Annotated in this window: 14 protein-coding genes and 3 pseudogenes; 13 read left to right on the forward strand and 4 right to left on the reverse strand. The window is 65.7% G+C overall.

What is annotated here, in order from left to right:
• The 8 genes and pseudogenes from VD964_RS04990 to VD964_RS05025 all read left to right on the forward strand — a co-directional run.
• A pseudogene (locus VD964_RS04990) lies at positions 1–196 on the forward strand (hypothetical protein); the annotation flags it as partial.
• A 176-nt stretch (positions 197–372) separates the two neighbouring features.
• Complete coding sequence (locus VD964_RS04995) at positions 373–1,203, forward strand: alpha/beta hydrolase (RefSeq protein ID WP_324866208.1); 831 nt, start codon at positions 373–375, stop codon at positions 1,201–1,203.
• Positions 1,204–1,259: 56 nt separating this feature from the next.
• Positions 1,260–2,195: an MBL fold metallo-hydrolase gene (locus VD964_RS05000; protein WP_324866186.1), complete on the forward strand. Its 936-nt coding sequence runs from the start codon at positions 1,260–1,262 to the stop codon at positions 2,193–2,195.
• Positions 2,196–2,274: 79 nt separating this feature from the next.
• A complete protein-coding gene (locus VD964_RS05005) occupies positions 2,275–3,729 on the forward strand; it encodes a catalase (RefSeq protein WP_324866188.1) in 1,455 nt (484 codons plus the stop codon).
• Between the two features lie 9 nt (positions 3,730–3,738).
• The gene (locus tag VD964_RS05010; protein ID WP_324866190.1) at positions 3,739–4,539 is read left to right on the forward strand and encodes an SDR family oxidoreductase; all 801 of its coding nucleotides are present in this window, start codon (positions 3,739–3,741) and stop codon (positions 4,537–4,539) included.
• A gap of 80 nt (positions 4,540–4,619) precedes the next feature.
• Positions 4,620–5,264 carry a MarR family winged helix-turn-helix transcriptional regulator gene (locus VD964_RS05015; RefSeq protein WP_324866192.1) on the forward strand — a complete coding sequence of 215 codons (645 nt, stop codon included), beginning with the start codon at positions 4,620–4,622 and terminating at the stop codon, positions 5,262–5,264.
• 55 nt (positions 5,265–5,319) lie between these two features.
• Entirely contained in the window at positions 5,320–6,021 is a 702-nt protein-coding gene (locus VD964_RS05020; RefSeq protein WP_324866193.1) for a hypothetical protein, read from the forward strand.
• Positions 6,022–6,212: 191 nt separating this feature from the next.
• Positions 6,213–6,923 (forward strand): glutamine amidotransferase, encoded by a 711-nt coding sequence (locus VD964_RS05025; RefSeq protein ID WP_324866194.1) that lies wholly within the window; start codon positions 6,213–6,215, stop codon positions 6,921–6,923.
• 54 nt (positions 6,924–6,977) lie between these two features.
• On the opposite strand, the gene VD964_RS05030 is transcribed toward VD964_RS05025, so the two are convergent.
• On the reverse strand, positions 6,978–9,893 hold the full coding sequence (locus VD964_RS05030; RefSeq protein WP_324866196.1) for an ATP-binding protein: 2,916 nt from the start codon (positions 9,891–9,893) through the stop codon (positions 6,978–6,980).
• A 167-nt stretch (positions 9,894–10,060) separates the two neighbouring features.
• Positions 10,061–10,954: an AraC family transcriptional regulator gene (locus VD964_RS05035; protein ID WP_324866198.1), complete on the reverse strand. Its 894-nt coding sequence runs from the start codon at positions 10,952–10,954 to the stop codon at positions 10,061–10,063.
• Positions 10,955–11,140: 186 nt separating this feature from the next.
• On the opposite strand from VD964_RS05035, the gene VD964_RS05040 reads away from it, so the two are divergent.
• The 3 genes from VD964_RS05040 to VD964_RS05050 are packed head-to-tail and all read left to right on the forward strand — an operon-like array spanning position 11,141 to position 13,551.
• On the forward strand, positions 11,141–12,535 hold the full coding sequence (locus tag VD964_RS05040; RefSeq protein ID WP_324866200.1) for a sensor histidine kinase: 1,395 nt from the start codon (positions 11,141–11,143) through the stop codon (positions 12,533–12,535).
• A complete protein-coding gene (locus VD964_RS05045) occupies positions 12,528–12,917 on the forward strand; it encodes a response regulator (RefSeq protein ID WP_324866202.1) in 390 nt (129 codons plus the stop codon). The genes VD964_RS05040 and VD964_RS05045 overlap by 8 nt, the downstream gene beginning before the upstream one ends.
• Positions 12,907–13,551 carry a response regulator transcription factor gene (locus VD964_RS05050; protein ID WP_324866204.1) on the forward strand — a complete coding sequence of 215 codons (645 nt, stop codon included), beginning with the start codon at positions 12,907–12,909 and terminating at the stop codon, positions 13,549–13,551. Before VD964_RS05045 ends, VD964_RS05050 begins: the two co-directional genes overlap by 11 nt.
• A 121-nt stretch (positions 13,552–13,672) precedes the next feature.
• Here VD964_RS05050 and VD964_RS05055 read toward each other — a convergent pair.
• Positions 13,673–14,008: pseudogene (locus VD964_RS05055) on the reverse strand (IS5/IS1182 family transposase); the annotation flags it as partial.
• Positions 14,009–14,305: 297 nt separating this feature from the next.
• On the opposite strand from VD964_RS05055, the gene VD964_RS05060 reads away from it, so the two are divergent.
• Both VD964_RS05060 and VD964_RS05065 read left to right on the forward strand, forming a co-directional pair.
• The gene (locus VD964_RS05060; protein ID WP_324866210.1) at positions 14,306–15,784 is read left to right on the forward strand and encodes a recombinase family protein; all 1,479 of its coding nucleotides are present in this window, start codon (positions 14,306–14,308) and stop codon (positions 15,782–15,784) included.
• Positions 15,771–15,914, forward strand: a pseudogene (locus VD964_RS05065) (IS5/IS1182 family transposase); the annotation flags it as partial. The gene VD964_RS05060 and the pseudogene VD964_RS05065, both read left to right, overlap by 14 nt.
• Positions 15,915–15,948: 34 nt before the next feature.
• Here VD964_RS05065 and VD964_RS05070 read toward each other — a convergent pair.
• Positions 15,949–16,591: rhodanese-like domain-containing protein (locus VD964_RS05070; protein WP_324866206.1), on the reverse strand; the 643-nt coding region annotated here is incomplete at its 5' end.

Raw genomic sequence — 16,591 nt, forward strand, 5'->3', positions numbered from 1 at the left:
TACCCGCGCCGCGGTAGATTTCGGCTACAAGGCGACGGTCGTCCACGATGCCTGCGCGTCCCGCGATCTGGCGTTTGGCGGCATCACCGTACCGGCGGCCCACGTCCACGCCGCCTTCATGGCGGCTCTCGGCTTCGCGTACGCCACGCTGCCGTCCACGGACGAGTTCCTGGGCAAGGTTGCCGTCGCAGCCTGAGCGCATCCGCAGGATTCCGTATCATGAAAAGCATGGTGACTTGCGCCGCCTCCGGCGCCACCCGCCGCGACGTCCTGGCGGGCGGCATCGGCCTGACCGCCGCCGGTCTGTTCGCGGCGGCCCTTCCCCCCATCGGACCGGCCATCGCCGGTACCTCCCACGCAGGAGACCACATCATGGGTATGATCAAGACCAAGGACGGCGCCGAGATCTTCTACAAGGACTGGGGACCGCGCGAGGCGCAGGCCATCGTCTTTCATCACGGCTGGCCCCTGTCGGCCGACGACTGGGACAGCCAGATGCTGTTCTTCCTTTCAAAGGGCTACCGGGTCGTCGCCCATGACCGGCGCGGGCACGGCCGATCCACCCAGACGGCCACCGGCAACGAAATGGACACCTATGCGGAGGACGTGAAGGCGCTGGCCGCCGCGTTGGAGCTCAGGGGGGCGATCCATGTCGGCCACTCCACGGGCGGAGGCGAGGTCGCCCGCTACGTGGCGCGGGCGGAGCCCGGGCGCGTGAAGAAGGCCGTGCTGATCGGCGCCGTGCCGCCGGTCATGGTCAAGTCCGACCGGAACCCCGGCGGCCTTCCGCTCGAGGTCTTCGACGGCTTCCGCGCCCAGGTGGCCGCCAACCGCGCGCAGTTCTATCGCGACGTTCCGGCCGGCCCCTTCTACGGCTTCAACCGGCCCGGCGCGGCGGTGTCGCAGGGGGTGATCGACAACTGGTGGCGCCAGGGAATGATGGGAGGGATCAAGGCCCAGTACGACTGCATCAAGGCCTTTTCCGAGACCGACTTCACGGAGGACCTGAAGGCGATCGACGTGCCCGTGTTCCTGATGCACGGCGACGACGACCAGATCGTGCCCATCGCGGACTCCGCGGTCCTCGGCATCAAGCTGCTGAAGCATGGCAGCCTGAAGATCTACGAGGGCTTCGATCACGGCATGGCCACCACGCGCGCGGACGTGATCAACGCCGACCTGCTGGCATTCATCCGGGATTGATCCACCCGGCGCCCATCCATCATGAACCGGCGGAGGCAGCCATGGTCCATCCGGGCATGAGACCCGTATCGTTCACCGTCCAGCGGCGTTCCTTCCTGGCCGGGGCCGCCGCGCTGGCCGCGGCCGGCACGACGATCGCCGGGCGGGCCGTGGCCGCCCCGCCGCGGCGGTTCGGACACGGCAAATTCCAGATCGATGTCTTCAGCGACGGCTTCATCACCCTGCCCGATACCGTCATAGCACCGGATGCCGACGCGGCCGAGAAGGCCGACATCATCCGGCGGCTGGGCGGACGCGAGGGGGCGGCCGACATTCCCGTCAACATCCCCCTGATCCGCACCGGCGAGGCGCTGATCCTCGTCGACACCGGATCGGGGGACAAGTTCCAGGCCACGGCCGGACGGCTTCGGGACAATCTGCTGGCCGCCGGCATCGCTCCCGAATCCGTCACCCATGTCGTGCTGACCCACGCCCATCCCGACCATGCCGGCGGCATCCTGCGGCCGGACGGGACGCTGACCTTCCCCAATGCCGCCTATCATGTGGCCGCGGCCGAATGGGATTTCTGGGTGGAAGAGGACCCGGCCGCGCGCTATCCGGGCTTGAGCGGTTTCGTGCCGGGCGCCCGCCGCGACCTGGGAGCCATCGGCGGGCGGCTGGTCCGCCTGCGCGACGGGGACGAGCTGGTGTCCGGCATCCGTGTTCTGGACACGCCGGGCCACACCCCCGGCCACATTTCCCTGGAACTGGCCGGCGACGACGGCCTGCTGATCACCGGCGACGCGATCACGAACGTCGTCGCGTCCTTCGAACATCCACGCTGGCGCTTCGGCTTCGACACGGACCAGGAGCAGGGCATCGCCACGCGCAGCCGTCTGATCGAGCGGGCGGCGGCGGAGAAGCTGCGCATGCTCGGCTATCACTGGACCAGCCCCGGCTTCGCCATCGCCGAGCGGCATGGCGCCGCCTATCGCTGCGTCGCCCTGTCCTGACCTCGACGGGCGGCAAACGGATGACCGCCATATCCCCGACAAAGACGCAACCACAGGCCAGTCGCACGGAGCCAGCGCCATGACCAAGCCGCTTCTGACCCATGCCAATGGCGCCCCCGTCGCCGACAACCTCAACATCCTGACCGCAGGGCACCGCGGGCCCGCGCTGCTGCAGGACATCTGGCTGCTCGAGAAGCTGGCCCATTTCGACCGGGAGGTGATCCCCGAACGGCGCATGCATGCCAAAGGCTCCGGCGCCCATGGCACCTTCACCGTGACGCACGACATCACCCGCTACACCAAGGCGAGGCTTTTCGCCGAAGTCGGGAAACGAACCCCCGTCTTCCTTCGCTTTTCCACGGTGGCGGGAGAGCGCGGGGCGGCCGACGCGGAACGCGACATCCGTGGTTTCGCCGTGAAGTTCTATACCGAGCAAGGCAACTGGGACATCGTCGGCAACAACACGCTCGTCTTCTTCTTCCGCGATCCGTTGCGCTTTCCCGACCTGAACCATGCCGTCAAGCGCCACCCGCGCACCGGCATGCGCAACGCCGGCAACAACTGGGATTTCTGGAGCCTGCTGCCGGAGGCGCTGCATCAGGTGACCATCGTCATGTCCGACCGCGGCATCCCCCGGTCCTATCGCTACATGCATGGTTTCGGCAGCCACACCTTCAGCATGATCAACGCCGCCCACGAGCGGGTATGGGTGAAGTTCCATTTCCGCAGCCGGCAGGGCATCGAGAATTTGACGGATGCGGAGGCCGAGGCCGCCATCGGCAAGGACCGCGAAACCCATCAGCGCGACCTGTTCGACAGCATCGAGACCGGGAATTTTCCACGCTGGACCCTGGCAATCCAGGTGATGACGGAAGCGCAAGCCGCATCCCACCGCCACGATCCGTTCGACCTCACCAAGGTTTGGCCGCACGGCGACCATCCCCTGATCGAGGTCGGCGTGCTGGAACTCAACCGCAATCCGGAGAATGTCTTTGCCGAGGTGGAGCAGGCGGCCTTCTCCCCCGCCAACATCGTGCCGGGAATTGGCTTCTCCCCCGACCGCATGCTGCAGGCTCGGCTTTTCTCCTATGGCGACGCCCAGCGCTACCGGCTGGGGGTCAATTTCAACCACATCCCCGTCAACGCGCCGAAATGTCCCTTCCACAGCTACCACCGCGACGGCGCCATGCGCACCGACGGCAATCTGGGCGCCACGCCGTCCTACGCTCCCAACAGCGGCGGTGAATGGATCGGTCATCCGGACGCCGGGGAGCCGCCCTTGCCGCTGGACGGGATGGCGGCCCATTGGGACCACCGGACCGCCGACGACCATTGGGAGCAGCCGGGCAACCTGTTCCGTCTGATGGGGCCGTCGCAACGCCGGGCCCTGTTCGAGAACACCGCCCGGTCGATCGCAGGTGCCGCGCCCCACATCCAGCGGCGCCACATCGAGAATTGCAGCATCGCCGACCCGGCCTATGGCGCGGGCGTGGCGGCAGCGATTGAACACGCCGCCATGTCGGCAGTGGAGTAGGAGGAAACGATGACAATGGGAACGGCAATCATCACCGGGGCTTCGTCGGGCATCGGCGCCGTTTATGCGGAGCGGCTCGCACGTCGGGGCTACGACCTCGTGCTCGTCGCCCGCGACCGCGGCCGTCTGGCCGCTCTCGCGGAACGGCTGGCGAAGGAGCATGGCGTCGCGGTCACCCCGTTGGCCGCGAACCTGACCCGTGACAGCGACCGCGAGGAGGTTCTGACGATGCTGCGGGAGGACGAAGGGCTTTCGCTCCTGGTCAACTGCGCCGGCATCGCGCCGAACGCGCCACTACTCAATTCCGAGCGGGGCGGGCTCGAAAGCATGCTCCACCTCAATGTCGACGTCCTGCACAGCCTCGCTGTGACCGCCGCCCAGGCGTTTGCGGGCCGCCGCCGGGGGGCGATCATCAACATCGCCTCGGTCGTCGCCCTCATGCCCGAGCGGTTCAACGCGAGCTACTGTGCCAGCAAGGCGTTCGTTCTCGCCTTCACCCAGGCGATCTCCGCCGAGCTGAATCCATACGGCGTGCAGGTGCAGGCGGTGCTTCCCGGTTTCACGCGGACCGAACTGTTCGAGCGCGCCGGCGTCGACATCGCGGCGATCCCGCCGGAGATGATCATGGAAGCCGGCGACATGGTCGATGCGGCGCTTGCCGGCTTCGACCGCGGCGAGGTCGTCACCATTCCATCGCTGGCGGACGTTCAGCTGTGGTCCGACTTGGAAAACGCCAGGCTGGCGTTGGCCCCTTACCTGTCGTTGAAGCAGCCCGCGGCCAGATACAAGGTCGGAACCGGCGCGCCCTGATCCGGCCGCGCATGGCAGTCATCCGATATCCGGCTCAGCGCCCGCTTGATATATAGGACCACTATGTATATGTTGGAGCCATGGAGACGCCGAAAACCCCGACACCAATCGAACATCGCATCCGCGAGGGACTCTCGCGGCTGGACTCGGTTCTTCGCTCTGAGGACTGGGTCCGTGCCAGGGCCGCCGGACTCAACCCGACGCAGCATGCGATTCTCGAGTATCTGGCGGGCCGGACCGATGGTGCGGCCGTCAGGGACATCGCCTTCCAGCTCGGCGTTTCGCAGCCGACCGCGACCGAGTCCATCGCCGCGCTGGAACGCAAGTCCCTGGTCGTCAAGCACGCCTCGACCGTCGACAAGCGTGCCGTCGCCGTCCGCCTGACCGAGGCGGGCGGCGCGGCGCTCTCGACCGACGATCCGGTGCCCGGAGTCTTGGAACAGGCTGCGGGCACGCTTTCGGATTCGGACAAGGAGCATCTTCTGATGACCCTGGTCACGATGATCAAGCGGCTGCAGGACGCTGGCGCCATCCCAATCCAGCGCATGTGCGTGAGCTGCCGCCATTTCCGGCCCCATGCCCACGCCGATGCGGCAAAACCGCATCATTGCGCCTTCGTGAACGCGGCATTCGGCCAGCGGGACCTCCGCATCGAGTGCCGTGACCACTCCATGGCTGATCCTTCGCTCCAAGCTGCCACTTGGGGCGTCTTCCACAAAGGATAGCTCGAACCTCCAGGCAAAAGAGACGGAAGGAAGCATGAGTATGTTTGCAAAGCTGTTGACCGGGGCGCTCGCCGCCGGAACCCTGTCCTTGTGGGTCGGTGCGGCCCACGCCCACCCGATCGAAGCCAAGCCCGCCGAAGCGGTGACGGCATCGTTCGACATCATCGAGACCGCCGTCGTCACGAAGAAGGACAAGGCCATCTTCACGACGCGTGTGCGCGGTACTGCCGGATCGGACAAGCCGGCCGCCACGGGCAAGTTCGAAGGTTCGGATGTCTACGCCTATGTCTGGCCGACCTCGCCGAACAGCGGTGAAATCGGCTTCGAACGGGATCAGGGCATCGTCGCCCTTGCCGTCACCTTCCATCCGGATTTCGACGATGCCGCCTATGGCGGACGCAACCGCGACGTCTGGCACCCGCACTGGGTCGTCCTGAACGAGGACAAGGCGTGCAAAGGCGGGCTGAAGGTGACCGATATTCCGGATGGCCAGAAGCCCAAGGTTCCGCCCACCTGGCCGAAGGTCCCGCTGCTGATCGACAGTCCTGACTACCCGACGACGTTCAAGGGTGACGCGGTCGAGGTTGCGATCCCGCTGTCCCTGCTCGGCGGCATCAGTGGCGCGTCGTTCGACGGCGTCACGGCGGGGCTCAAGGTGAACGGCAACCTGCATTCGCCGCTGCTTTGCGTCGACAACGTGTTCAAGGTGGCGTCGGGCAATCTGAGCCTTCCCGGTAAGGTCGCCACCGGCAAGTGAAGGGGGGCGCCGGTCCGCCGACTGCCATCGGCGGACCGGCATGCTTCTTCCTCCAGGCAGATGGAGAGAGGAAAGCAGTCCCAGTATCCGCATTCCCACCGGAAGTGCAATCGCGTCGGCCCTCGCCGCAACAAGCCGTGCCGATTCCGGAGCCGGCGTCCGCACCATCGATGCCGGAGGAGAGGTATTCCATGGCCAAAATTGCGCTGGTGCTTCGGCACGTCCATTTCGAGGATCTCGGAACCTTCACCCTGCCCTTCGAGCAGGCGGATTACGAGATTCGCTATGCCGATGTCGGAGATGCGAACTTTCCGCCGGACCATCTCCAGGATCCGGATCTGCTCGTCATCCTGGGCGGACCCATCGGGGTCTACGAGGAGACGGTCTATCCATTTCTGGCTCGGGAACAGGCGTTCATCGCCGCAAGGCTTGCAGCCCGGCGGCCTTTGCTCGGCGTGTGTTTGGGCGCGCAGTTGGTCGCCGCTGCCGCCGGCGCCCGTGTCTTTCCTTCGGGTATCAAGGAGATCGGCTTCAAGCCCGTTTCCCTTACCGCTGCCGGGCGAGGAAGCCCGCTGCGTCATCTGGAGGGAACGCCGGTGCTCCATTGGCACGGCGATACCTATTCACTTCCCCCCGGCGCGACGAACCTCGCCTCCAGCGATGTCGTCGAGCAACAGGCCTTCGCGATCGGCAGAGACGTTCTCGCGCTCCAGTTCCACGCCGAGGCGGACTGCGGCGACGGGTTCGAACGCTGGCTCGTCGGCCATGCCGCCGAACTGGCGACCGCCGGGATCGACCCGGCAGCCCTTCGGCGGAGTGCGCGCACCACCGGGCCGGCTCTGCGCGAAGCGGCCGACAGGATGATCACGCAGTGGTTGTCCGATTTAGGGGATCGGAGCTGACAGGCGAGCTCGGGCGGGAAGAGCACGCATCCACCGGCCTTTCAGGGCCCGAGGTCAGCGAACCCATCCTTGCCCTTGCTGCCGAGCCCGCGAAGGGACTTCCGCGGGTGAACAGGGGACCAGACAGAGGGCCTGAGACCGGTTGTTCATCCTGGGCAAGTCTCTCCTCTTCAGACCTGAAGGCTCCGAAAGCCGACCGGATCCCGCGGACGGGACAGCCCTGACACGGCCTTCCTCCGGCATCCGGCAAGACGGGGACAGCGCATACGGCGACAGCGCATGCAGATCGGCATTCACGCGACGTTCCCATGCGACGGCGCCATCACGACGCGCCTCGACAAGCGCTTGCCGATAGCTTTCGCCCGCCCGGTCCCTCGCGTCGGGCAGGCCTTCGGCGAGAAGGATCGTGCCTTTCACGCGATGGAGTTCGGCAAGGCACCATCGCTCTCCCGAGGATGCGCAATGTGCCATCGCGGAATCGATCACCCTCAGCGCGTCCGCATGCTTGCCCATGTCACGGAGTGCCCGAGCCGCGACGGATTGAAAGATCGTCTGGAACAATGTGAAGCCGCTGTTGCGGAGAGTCGGCAGGTTCAGGTGCAGCTGATGCCCGCAGTCGTCGGGACGCCCCTTTCGGAGCGCGATCTCGGCCTCGAAGCACGCGGCGTAGCCATTCCACACGTCGAGCGACAGGGCCTTCGTATGGTCCTTGAGAAGCGCCACATAGTGGATCGCAAGATCATCGCATCCCGCGAGCAGCGCGATCGGGCAGGCCGCTTCCGCCAGGGCATTGCTGAGAGAGAGATCGTGTTGGATGTCCTTGGCATGGGCCAATGCATCTTCCACCTCACGCAAGGCCTGTTCTTCTTCACCCAAAAGCCAATTCGAACGAGCCAGAGCGATGCGGGCCGTAACGGTCTGATCGAACTGGAAGCGCACGGAATGGCAGCTCGCCGGCAATGCCGCGTATTCGCCAAGCATCTGCAGAAGGTGATCCCGGGCTTCGGCGTGGCGGCCGAGCCAGTGCAGGGTCGCGCCATACAGCCTTTTGCCGATGACCACATCGGCCGGATCAGGCGAGGACGGGGCGAGAGCGCGGAAGCGATCCGTGAACGTCAATCCGAGCCGCGGTTCGGCGCGGTTGATCGCATCGACCCACAGCGCCCAGATCGCCCGGAGCTGGTGATCGATGTCGCCGATATCCTCGGCGATCCGCAAGGCCTTGGACCACGCCGCGACACCGTGTTCCGATGCGCCCGTCGGACAGATCCGGGGCCAACCGTGGGCTGCATACAGCTTCATGCGGTTCCGCTCGTCCAGGCCGGGACGGGCATCCAGGTAGTCGATCGCACGCCTGACCCAGGCCAGGCATTCGTCGAGCAGCGAAAGCCGGTAGAAGAAGGGCAGCGCGGCGACGGTGAGCCGCACGCCCAGCAGTGGATCGCTCCGTTCGGCGAAGGCCCATTCCAGCGCGGTGCGCAGATCGTCCGTGTGTTGGGCGTAATTGCGCGTCCAGTCGGCCACCGGTACCGACATCAGTTCGCGGTCCGCGCTTTCCAAGGTGGCTCGCAGATACTCGGCCAATCTCGCCGCGACGGTGTCGGCATCACCGGTCTCCGCGAGCTTTTCCGATGCATAAAGCCTGGTGGTGTCGAGGAGCCGATAGGCCGTCGGGCCGGAGGAGGCGTCCGCCACGACGAGCGATTTCGCCACGAGCGCGGCGAGGACGGCTTCCGCGCTCCCGCCGGAAACGACGGCGGCCGCCGCCTCTTCGCTAAACCGGCCGCGGAAGACCGACAACTCACCCAGGGCGGACTGTTCCGGTTCGGGCAGCAGCATATAGCTCCAGTCGAGTGTCGCCCTCAGCGTCTGATGGCGGGGCAGCGCGGTCCGGCGGCCGCGGGTCAGCAATCGGAAGCAATCGGACAAGGATCGGGCCAAAGCCTTTACGCCGATTGTCTCCAGGCGACCGGCCGCCAATTCGATGGCGAGCGCGATGCCGTCAAGCTTTTCACAGATGTCGCAGACATGGGGCGCGTCTTCATCGGTCAGTTCGTACTGCCCAAGGCAGGCGTCCGCGCGCTCCACGAAGAGCTGAACTGCGGGCGAACCCATCGCCGCGCTCGCGGTCAGCGCCGCCGCCGGAAGCTCCAGCGGCGGAATGCGGTGCACACGCTCCCCGGCGGCCCTCAATGGTTCGCGGCTGGTCGCAAGAATGCGCAGATCCCGGGTCTCGGCCAGCAGGCACTCGGCGAACGACGCGACACTGCCCACCAGATGCTCGCAGCTGTCCAGGATGAGCAGAGCGGGGCGCGTGCGCAGGTGAGCGGCGATCTCGTGCAGAATGTTGTCGGTTCGCGAAAGGATGCCGAGCGCCGACGCCACCACGGTCGGCACGAGGCCCCCGCCGCCCACGGAGGAAAGATCGACCCAGATGATGTGGAGGTCCGAGGGAGCTCGCGCGACGACCGCGCGTGCGACCGTTGTCTTGCCTATGCCTCCCGGTCCGACGATGGTGAGAAGCCGGGAGCGGCAGAGATGGGCGGAGATCGTCTCGACCACGCTCTCCCGCCCGAAAACCCGCCCCGTACCGGGGTCCGTCGTGAAGCGGCGTGACGTGGGGTCGCCGGCCTCCCCGGACTTGTCGGGCGCACGCCGCTTGGTCACCGGCGCGACGAACGCATAGCCCCTGCCGGGAATGTTGGCGATGAACCGGGGGTGGCGCTGGGTGTCGTTCAATGCCCGCCGGATGCCCGAAATATGCACCCGGAGATTGGCCTCATCCACGACGGTATCGGGCCAGACATGCTTCACGATCTCTCTGTTCGTGCGAACCTCGCCTGCGTGGGCGATCAGATGAATCAGGATGTCGATCGCCCGGCTGCCGAGTGGCACCACCTGCCGGTCATGCAGCAGCATGCGCCGGGACGGTATGACCCTGAAGGGGCCGAATTCCAGTTCCTCTTCCATGCGGCGGTCCTCATCGAAAGGTTCTGCAGGGCGGATCGGCGGAACGGTCAGTGACGCGGGAATCCTGCGACGGTCGACTGCATTCGATCGACACTGTCGCCCTTTTTTCCTCCCCGGTCTTTCGTGAAGCTGCGGAGGTTTTTCGCGGGGTTGTCGCCTTGACGTCTTCAGGAAAGGCGTCGGCGATAGGCTCCGGGCGTGCAGCCCATCGCCCGCTTGAAGGCCGTGCCGAACGCCGCCTGGGTCGAGAAGCCGGACCGGTGGGCCACCGTCACAAGCGGCATATCGGGATCGCCAAGCAGTTTCCGCGCCAGCGCAAAGCGTTCGGCGCTGACGAAGCCGTGGGGTGTCTTGCCCGTCAGCCGCTTGAACATGCGCGCGAAGTGGAAGGGGCTCAGACAGGCGACGGTTGCGAGTTCGCCGACCGAGATGTCGCGTTCCAGATTGTCGCGGATGAAGTCGATCACCCGTGAGATCCGCTTCGGACAATCCGCTTCCTGTGGGGTCTGCGAGGGCTCCGGGCGGTCGTGGGCGTAGGCGTGGGCGACACGGGCGGCCAGCGCCAGCGCGGCGGATTCGACCATCATCCGGCCGGCGGAGGTTTCCTGCAGCAGTTCCGACCGGATCGACAGGCCGATCTGGCGGATGAGCGGATCGCGCAGGTCCGCGAGATATCTGATCGCATCCGCACGGATGCGCGCGTCGCCATAGAGGTCGGCGAGCCCGTCGAAGCGGTCGGCCGGCAGGTAGATGTGCAGGATTTCGTCGAGCGGAGCGGAGATGCTGATTTCGTCCTCGCCGACGCCGACCGGGCACAGCCAGATGGTGCCTTCCTCCACAGCCGAGCGCTGGCGGACTCCGGCTCCTTTGCGCCTGACGAAGGCGCCCGGGCTGCGGCGCGTGGCCAGCGTGATTTCCATCTGGGTCGGCACGATCGCGGGCAAATCACCGGCCGGGTGCGAGCGCAACTCGGCGGCGACGCCGTTCCAGCCACGGCCGAGCGATGTGGCTGCCAAGCCGGCGTTGGGAAATTTGAAGGTGCCGTGCGCGTGCAGGTTCATTGGAGCACTATGGAATCGCCGGCAACCCCAGGCCACTATACAGGCGTATCGCAGACGTTGCGGCGCCAGGCTGCTACTGCTTCTCATCCGGAGGCGAGGTGAATGCGGCAAGTCTTTTCCAGATGGCCAAGCCTTGCCGAGACCTCGGCCGGGGCGCTGCCCGACCCCGACGGGTTGCCGGCGTGGATGACCGCCACGGCGCCGCGCCGATGGCCGATCACTGCGCGCGACCTCGCCGTTTCCACCCTGCTGGTCTTCGCCCCGGCGATCCTGGCGGCGGTTTCTGCCTCACAACCGCCCGAACGTTATGACGTGGCGCTTGCGACGGGAGCGGCGGCGCTCCTGACCGCCGTTCTCGCCGTTCTGTCCATGATGAGGTTGAAGCGGGAGACGCTGCATTGCCGGCGGCAATATGGAGAGATTTTCGAGCGCGCCGGCATCTCCATGTGGCGAGAGGACTGGACGGCGGTCGCCGAGGCCGTCATGGCGCTGCGCCAGGCGGGGGTCCGGGATCTGGAGAGCCACTTCGCCAACCGGCCGGACGAACTCCGGGCGCTGAAGGCGCGCGTGATGATCCGTGACGTGAATGCCTTTACGCTGGAGGAGACCGGCGCACCCGGAAAGGACGTCTACATCGGCCCGCTCGACCGGCTGCTTCCCGAAACCGACCAGACCTTCGTGCAATGGCTGGTGGCTTTCGGCCGCGGCGACCGCTTCTTTCGCTCCGAGGCCCATCTGACGACCACCGAGGGCGTCGAGATCGACACGCTCTTCACCGCCATGCTGCCGCGCGATCTTGCCGGATTTTCGAACATCATCGTGACCTCCGTCGACATCACCGCCTACAAGAAGGCACAGGCGCGGCTTGTCGCCGCCCAGGCTGACGCCGCCAGGACCTCCCGGATTTCAACGGCCAATGCCTTCAGCGCCTCGGTCGCGCACGAAGTCAACTCACCGCTGGCGGCCATCCTGGCAAATGCCCAGGCAGCGCAACGCCTGCTCCGGGCAACCCCAATGGACATCACGGAAGCGGCGGCGGCCCTGCAGGACGTCGTCACCCAGGCCTCGCGCGCCCGCGACGTAGTGGCGCGCATCACCTCCCACTTCAGCAAATCCCCCGGTTCCTTCACTCCGGTCGATATCGTCCAGGTGGCCCGCAACGCCAATCTGCTGGTGGAAACGGACCTGCGCTCCCACGGCGCGGTCGTGCATCTCGCTGCTCCCGACGATCTTCCGCTCGCCTTGGCCGACCCGGTGCAGATCCAGCAGGTGTTCGTGAACCTGATGCTGAACGCCGCGCAAGCCATGGGGGACTGGCCGGGCCGGCGGGACATCACCGTGACCCTCCGCGTCGCGCAGTCGTCCCTTGCGGTCGACGTGACCGACACCGGGCCGGGAGTGGCGCCGGAACGGCGCGCGCAGGTCTTCGAGCCATTCCATTCGACCAAACCGGGCGGCATGGGCATGGGGCTGGCCATATGCCGCAACTGCCTCGATGCGCATGGCGGGGACATCTGGGTGGACCAGGCTCCCGGAGGCGGGGCCGCCTTTCATTTCACCCTGCCGATCGCCCATGGCTGATGCCGGACGGACGCGCGACATCGTGGCGATCGTCGACGACGATCCCTTCATCAGGGCTGCTCTGCGAAGGCTCGTCCTGTCCATCGGGTACGAGGTGCTGCTGTTCGACAGCGCAGAGTCCATGCTGTCATACGATGCGGCGGCGGAACTGTTCTGCGTGCTCGCCGATCTCCAGATGCCCGGGGTCACCGGCATCGACATGATCAAGGCCCTCTCCGAGCGGCATCCCTCGCTTCCCCTCATCGCCATGACCGCCTATCCGAACGAGGCAATCCGGCAGCGGGCGCTGGATTCGGGAGCATCGACCTATCTCACCAAGCCATTCGATGCGGCTATCCTCGAGATGTGCCTTTCGAGGTTCAGATCGCGGCATGGTTCATGATTTACTGTCTAACATGAAACCAGTCGTCCATATCGTCGATGACGATCCGGCACTGCGCAAAGCCCTGAAGAGGCTCTGCGAAACGGCCGGCCTAACTGCCGTCGAACATTCCGATGCCGACGACCTTGCCGAAAAGACGCTCGCCCACCGTCCAAGCTGCGTGCTGCTCGACGTTCGGCTGGCTGGTCAGAACGGGCTTGCCGTGCAGGAGGCGCTGCGGGATGCCGGCATCACCGTGCCGATCATCTTCCTGACCGGCTACGGCACGATTCCCATGACCGTGCGCGCCATACGCGGCGGCGCGATCGAGTTCCTGACCAAGCCGGTCGAGGACGAGGTGCTGCTGGAGGCGATCAGCCGGGCTATCGAAGCGGACACCGCGGCCATGGATGTCAACCGGGCCCATCGCGAGCTTGCCGACCGCTATGAGACCCTCACCGACCGCGAGCGCGAGGTCATGACCTGCGCCATCGGCGGTCTGATGAACAAGCAGATCGCCGGGGAACTCGGTCTTTCGGAAATAACGGCAAAGGTGCACAAGCGCCATGTGATGGAGAAGATGGGCGCCCGGTCATTGCCCGATCTTGTCCTCATGGCTGCGCAACTCGGGATCCCCGCTCGGCGGCGACGGTGAATGGCCCGGGCCGATGGCGGCACATGCGGGAGGAGAAGGGTGCGTCGGGACGGCTCTGTTGCAAAGTGACTTTGGTGCAGAACTCAGCCTGCGGATAGATTTCGCCCAGAGGCGATGGAGATCAGGCGACCTTCCGGGTGGTTGGCATGCCGAGGTTGGTCATGCGATTGATGACGGCACAGGCGGCCTTGGCTTCGGCTTTTTGTGCAGGCAGAGTCCGGGCGCGCAGGCTGCGTCCGATCAAAACCTTGTACCGGAGCATCGCCACCTCGACCAACGCTCTCCTGCCGTATTGGACGGCCCGCTGCCACCCCAGCCGACCACGCTCTTTGATCGTCTGGATGTGGCGGTCGCGCCGGGTGGGCGCGCTCTCGGCGGTGTCGCTCACCACGGCGGTCGAGCGCGGCGGGATGATCACCTCGGCGTCCGGCGCACGCTCGGCGACAGCACGATAGACTGTTAAACGGATGGAAAGTTGACCCCCTGCAAGCGCCCAAATTTCACCCCCACCGGAAGTGGTAGGTTGCCCCGGTAGTCCATGGGCAACGAGGGGCCGCCGCCCGCTTCCATAGCGCGGTGGCGGCGGCCCCTCGATTTGCCTGTGGACCCACCGGGGCAACCGTCGGGTCGGATCACCAACTCGCCATTTCGTTGAAGAGAGCGCCATAACCTGGGCTGTGCAAAGGGGTCAACTTTGTGCACATGATACCCCCCCAGAAAGGGTCGATTTTGCTCGCTGAAACACAGCCCCGCTCTGGAGCGCTTACGCGATGCCCTTGCCAGCGGACTGATTGACCGCATCTATGTTCTGGCCCCTGATCGGCTGGCGCGTCGCCATGCCCACCAAGTTCTGCTGATGGAAGAATTTCGCCGGGCGGGGAGCGAGGTGGTCTTCCTGAACCATCCGATCGGCGGCACGGCCGAGGATGATTTGTTGCTTCAGATCCAAGGCGTCGTGGCCGAATACGAGCGGACCAAGATCCTGGAACGGGGCCGCCGGGGCCGTCGGCATGCGGCGCGCTCCGGCTTGGTCAGCGCCTTCACCACGGCCCCCTTCGGCTATCGCTATGTGCCCAAGGGGTTGGGTGGGGGCGTGGCGCGCTTCGAGGTGGTCGCAGAGGAGGCGCGCTTTGTCCGCTTGATGTTCGCCTGGGTTGGACTGGAGCGCGTCAGTATGCGCGAGGTCTGCCGTCGCTTGCGGGAAGCCGGCTGCTTGACGCGCCGTGGCGCGACGAATTGGTACGCCTCGACGATCCGCGGCATGCTGGTCAACACGGCCTACATCGGGCGGGCGGTATACGGACACAACCACTATGTATCGGGGCCGCCTCGCCTGCGCCGAATCCGCGGGCATCCCCAGCCACCCCGGCGGCCCGGCAAGCGCGTTGCCGTGCCCAAGGAGGACTGGATCGAGGTTCCCGTCCCTGCGCTGGTCGACCCGTTCGTCTTTGAGGCTGTCCAGACGCAACTGAGCGAAAATCGGCGGCACAAACGAGAGTCCTGCAAGGGCGCCCACTGGCTGTTGCAAGGACTGACGGTTTGCCGGCGTTGCGGATATGCCTATTACGGCAAGACCGCCCCACAGTCGGATTGGACGACATCCAAAGCCGTGATCGGCTACTATCGCTGCCTCGGCTCCGATGGCTACCGTTTCGATGGCGCCGCGATTTGCGACAACGCCCCCGTGCGCAGCGACGCGCTGGAGCAGGCGGTCTGGACACGGGTGCGGGCTCTTCTGGAACAGCCCGGCCGCGTCGCCGCTGAATATCAACGGCGCTTGGAGCAAGGGCGGGGCGGCACCGGGGAAATCGACGACGTGACCCAACTGGATCGCCAAATAGCCAGTCTGAACCGCGGGATCGGCCGCCTAATCGATAGCTATGCCGAAGGAGTGATCGACCGACCGGAATTCGAACCTCGGATCGCCGGCCTGCGGGCTCGTCTGAGCCAACTCCGCGAGCGGCGGGCGGTGGCGGCCGAGGCCGCCGACGCCGAGCGCGAATTGACACTGATCATCGGCCGCCTGGAGGAGTTCGCTATCAAGATACGCCAAGGGCTCGACGACCTCGACTGGAGCGGCAAGCGGGAGATCATCCGCAGTCTGGTTCGACGGGTTGAGATTGACGCCAACCATGTTGAGATTGTCTTTCGGGTCCCTCCGACGCCAGAACCAACGCCATATGATGACGCCTTACCCCGGGAAACTTGGCAACATTGTACGGTGGGTCGTTGAGCGTACAATCGCTTGGCTTAACCGCAATCGCGGCCTCGCCAAGGACTTCGAGGCCACCGTCGAGAGTGCCGTCGCCTGGATCTTCATCGCCAGCGTCAAACTGCTCTCAAGACGGGTGGCTCGAACATAGACACAGCTTTGCCGATTCCGAGTCGGACTCTAAGTCAGCCACTTGCCTCCAAAGCGCGCCCGGCCTCCCGCCACGCTGCGATGCCGCCGTCGAGTGCAGTTGCCCGCAAATATCCAAGTTCACGCAGGGTGGCGGCGGCGAGGATCGATATCTTGCCGAATTCGCAGCAGGTGATGATCCGTACCGTTGGATCGGGCAGCTCGGTATTCACACGAAGCTCCAACTGCCCCCGGGGCAGGTGCTTAGCGCTGCTGATATGCCCTGCCTCGTAGGCGTCCTTCTCGCGAAGGTCGATCACCACGAAGTCGCGGCTGTTGCCGCCCAAACGGCTGTCCAGCTCGTCCATCGACATGAAAGGCACGCCGGATGCCGCCTCGGACAGGAGCTGGGCCACGGTCTTGCCGCCGCTCATGTTGGTGCGCAACGCTTCGGTCAGATGGGTGGGCGCCGCCAGATCGAGAGCACGCATCATCGCCACGAAGGCCGTCCGCTCGGTCTTCTGCAGGCGCGGGTTCGATGCGGTCTCGTCGGCGATGGTCGAATGATCGCGCCCCTTGTAGTCGTGTGCCGGATAGACCAGGGTCTCACCCGGCAGTTTGAGCACCTTGCCAAACAGGCTTTCATGGAGGTCGTGCGGATCGCCTGTTGGCAGATCCGTCCGCCCCGTCCCGCCGATC

It is taken from the genome of Azospirillum sp., assembly GCF_035628975.1.
GTDB lineage: Bacteria > Pseudomonadota > Alphaproteobacteria > Azospirillales > Azospirillaceae > Azospirillum.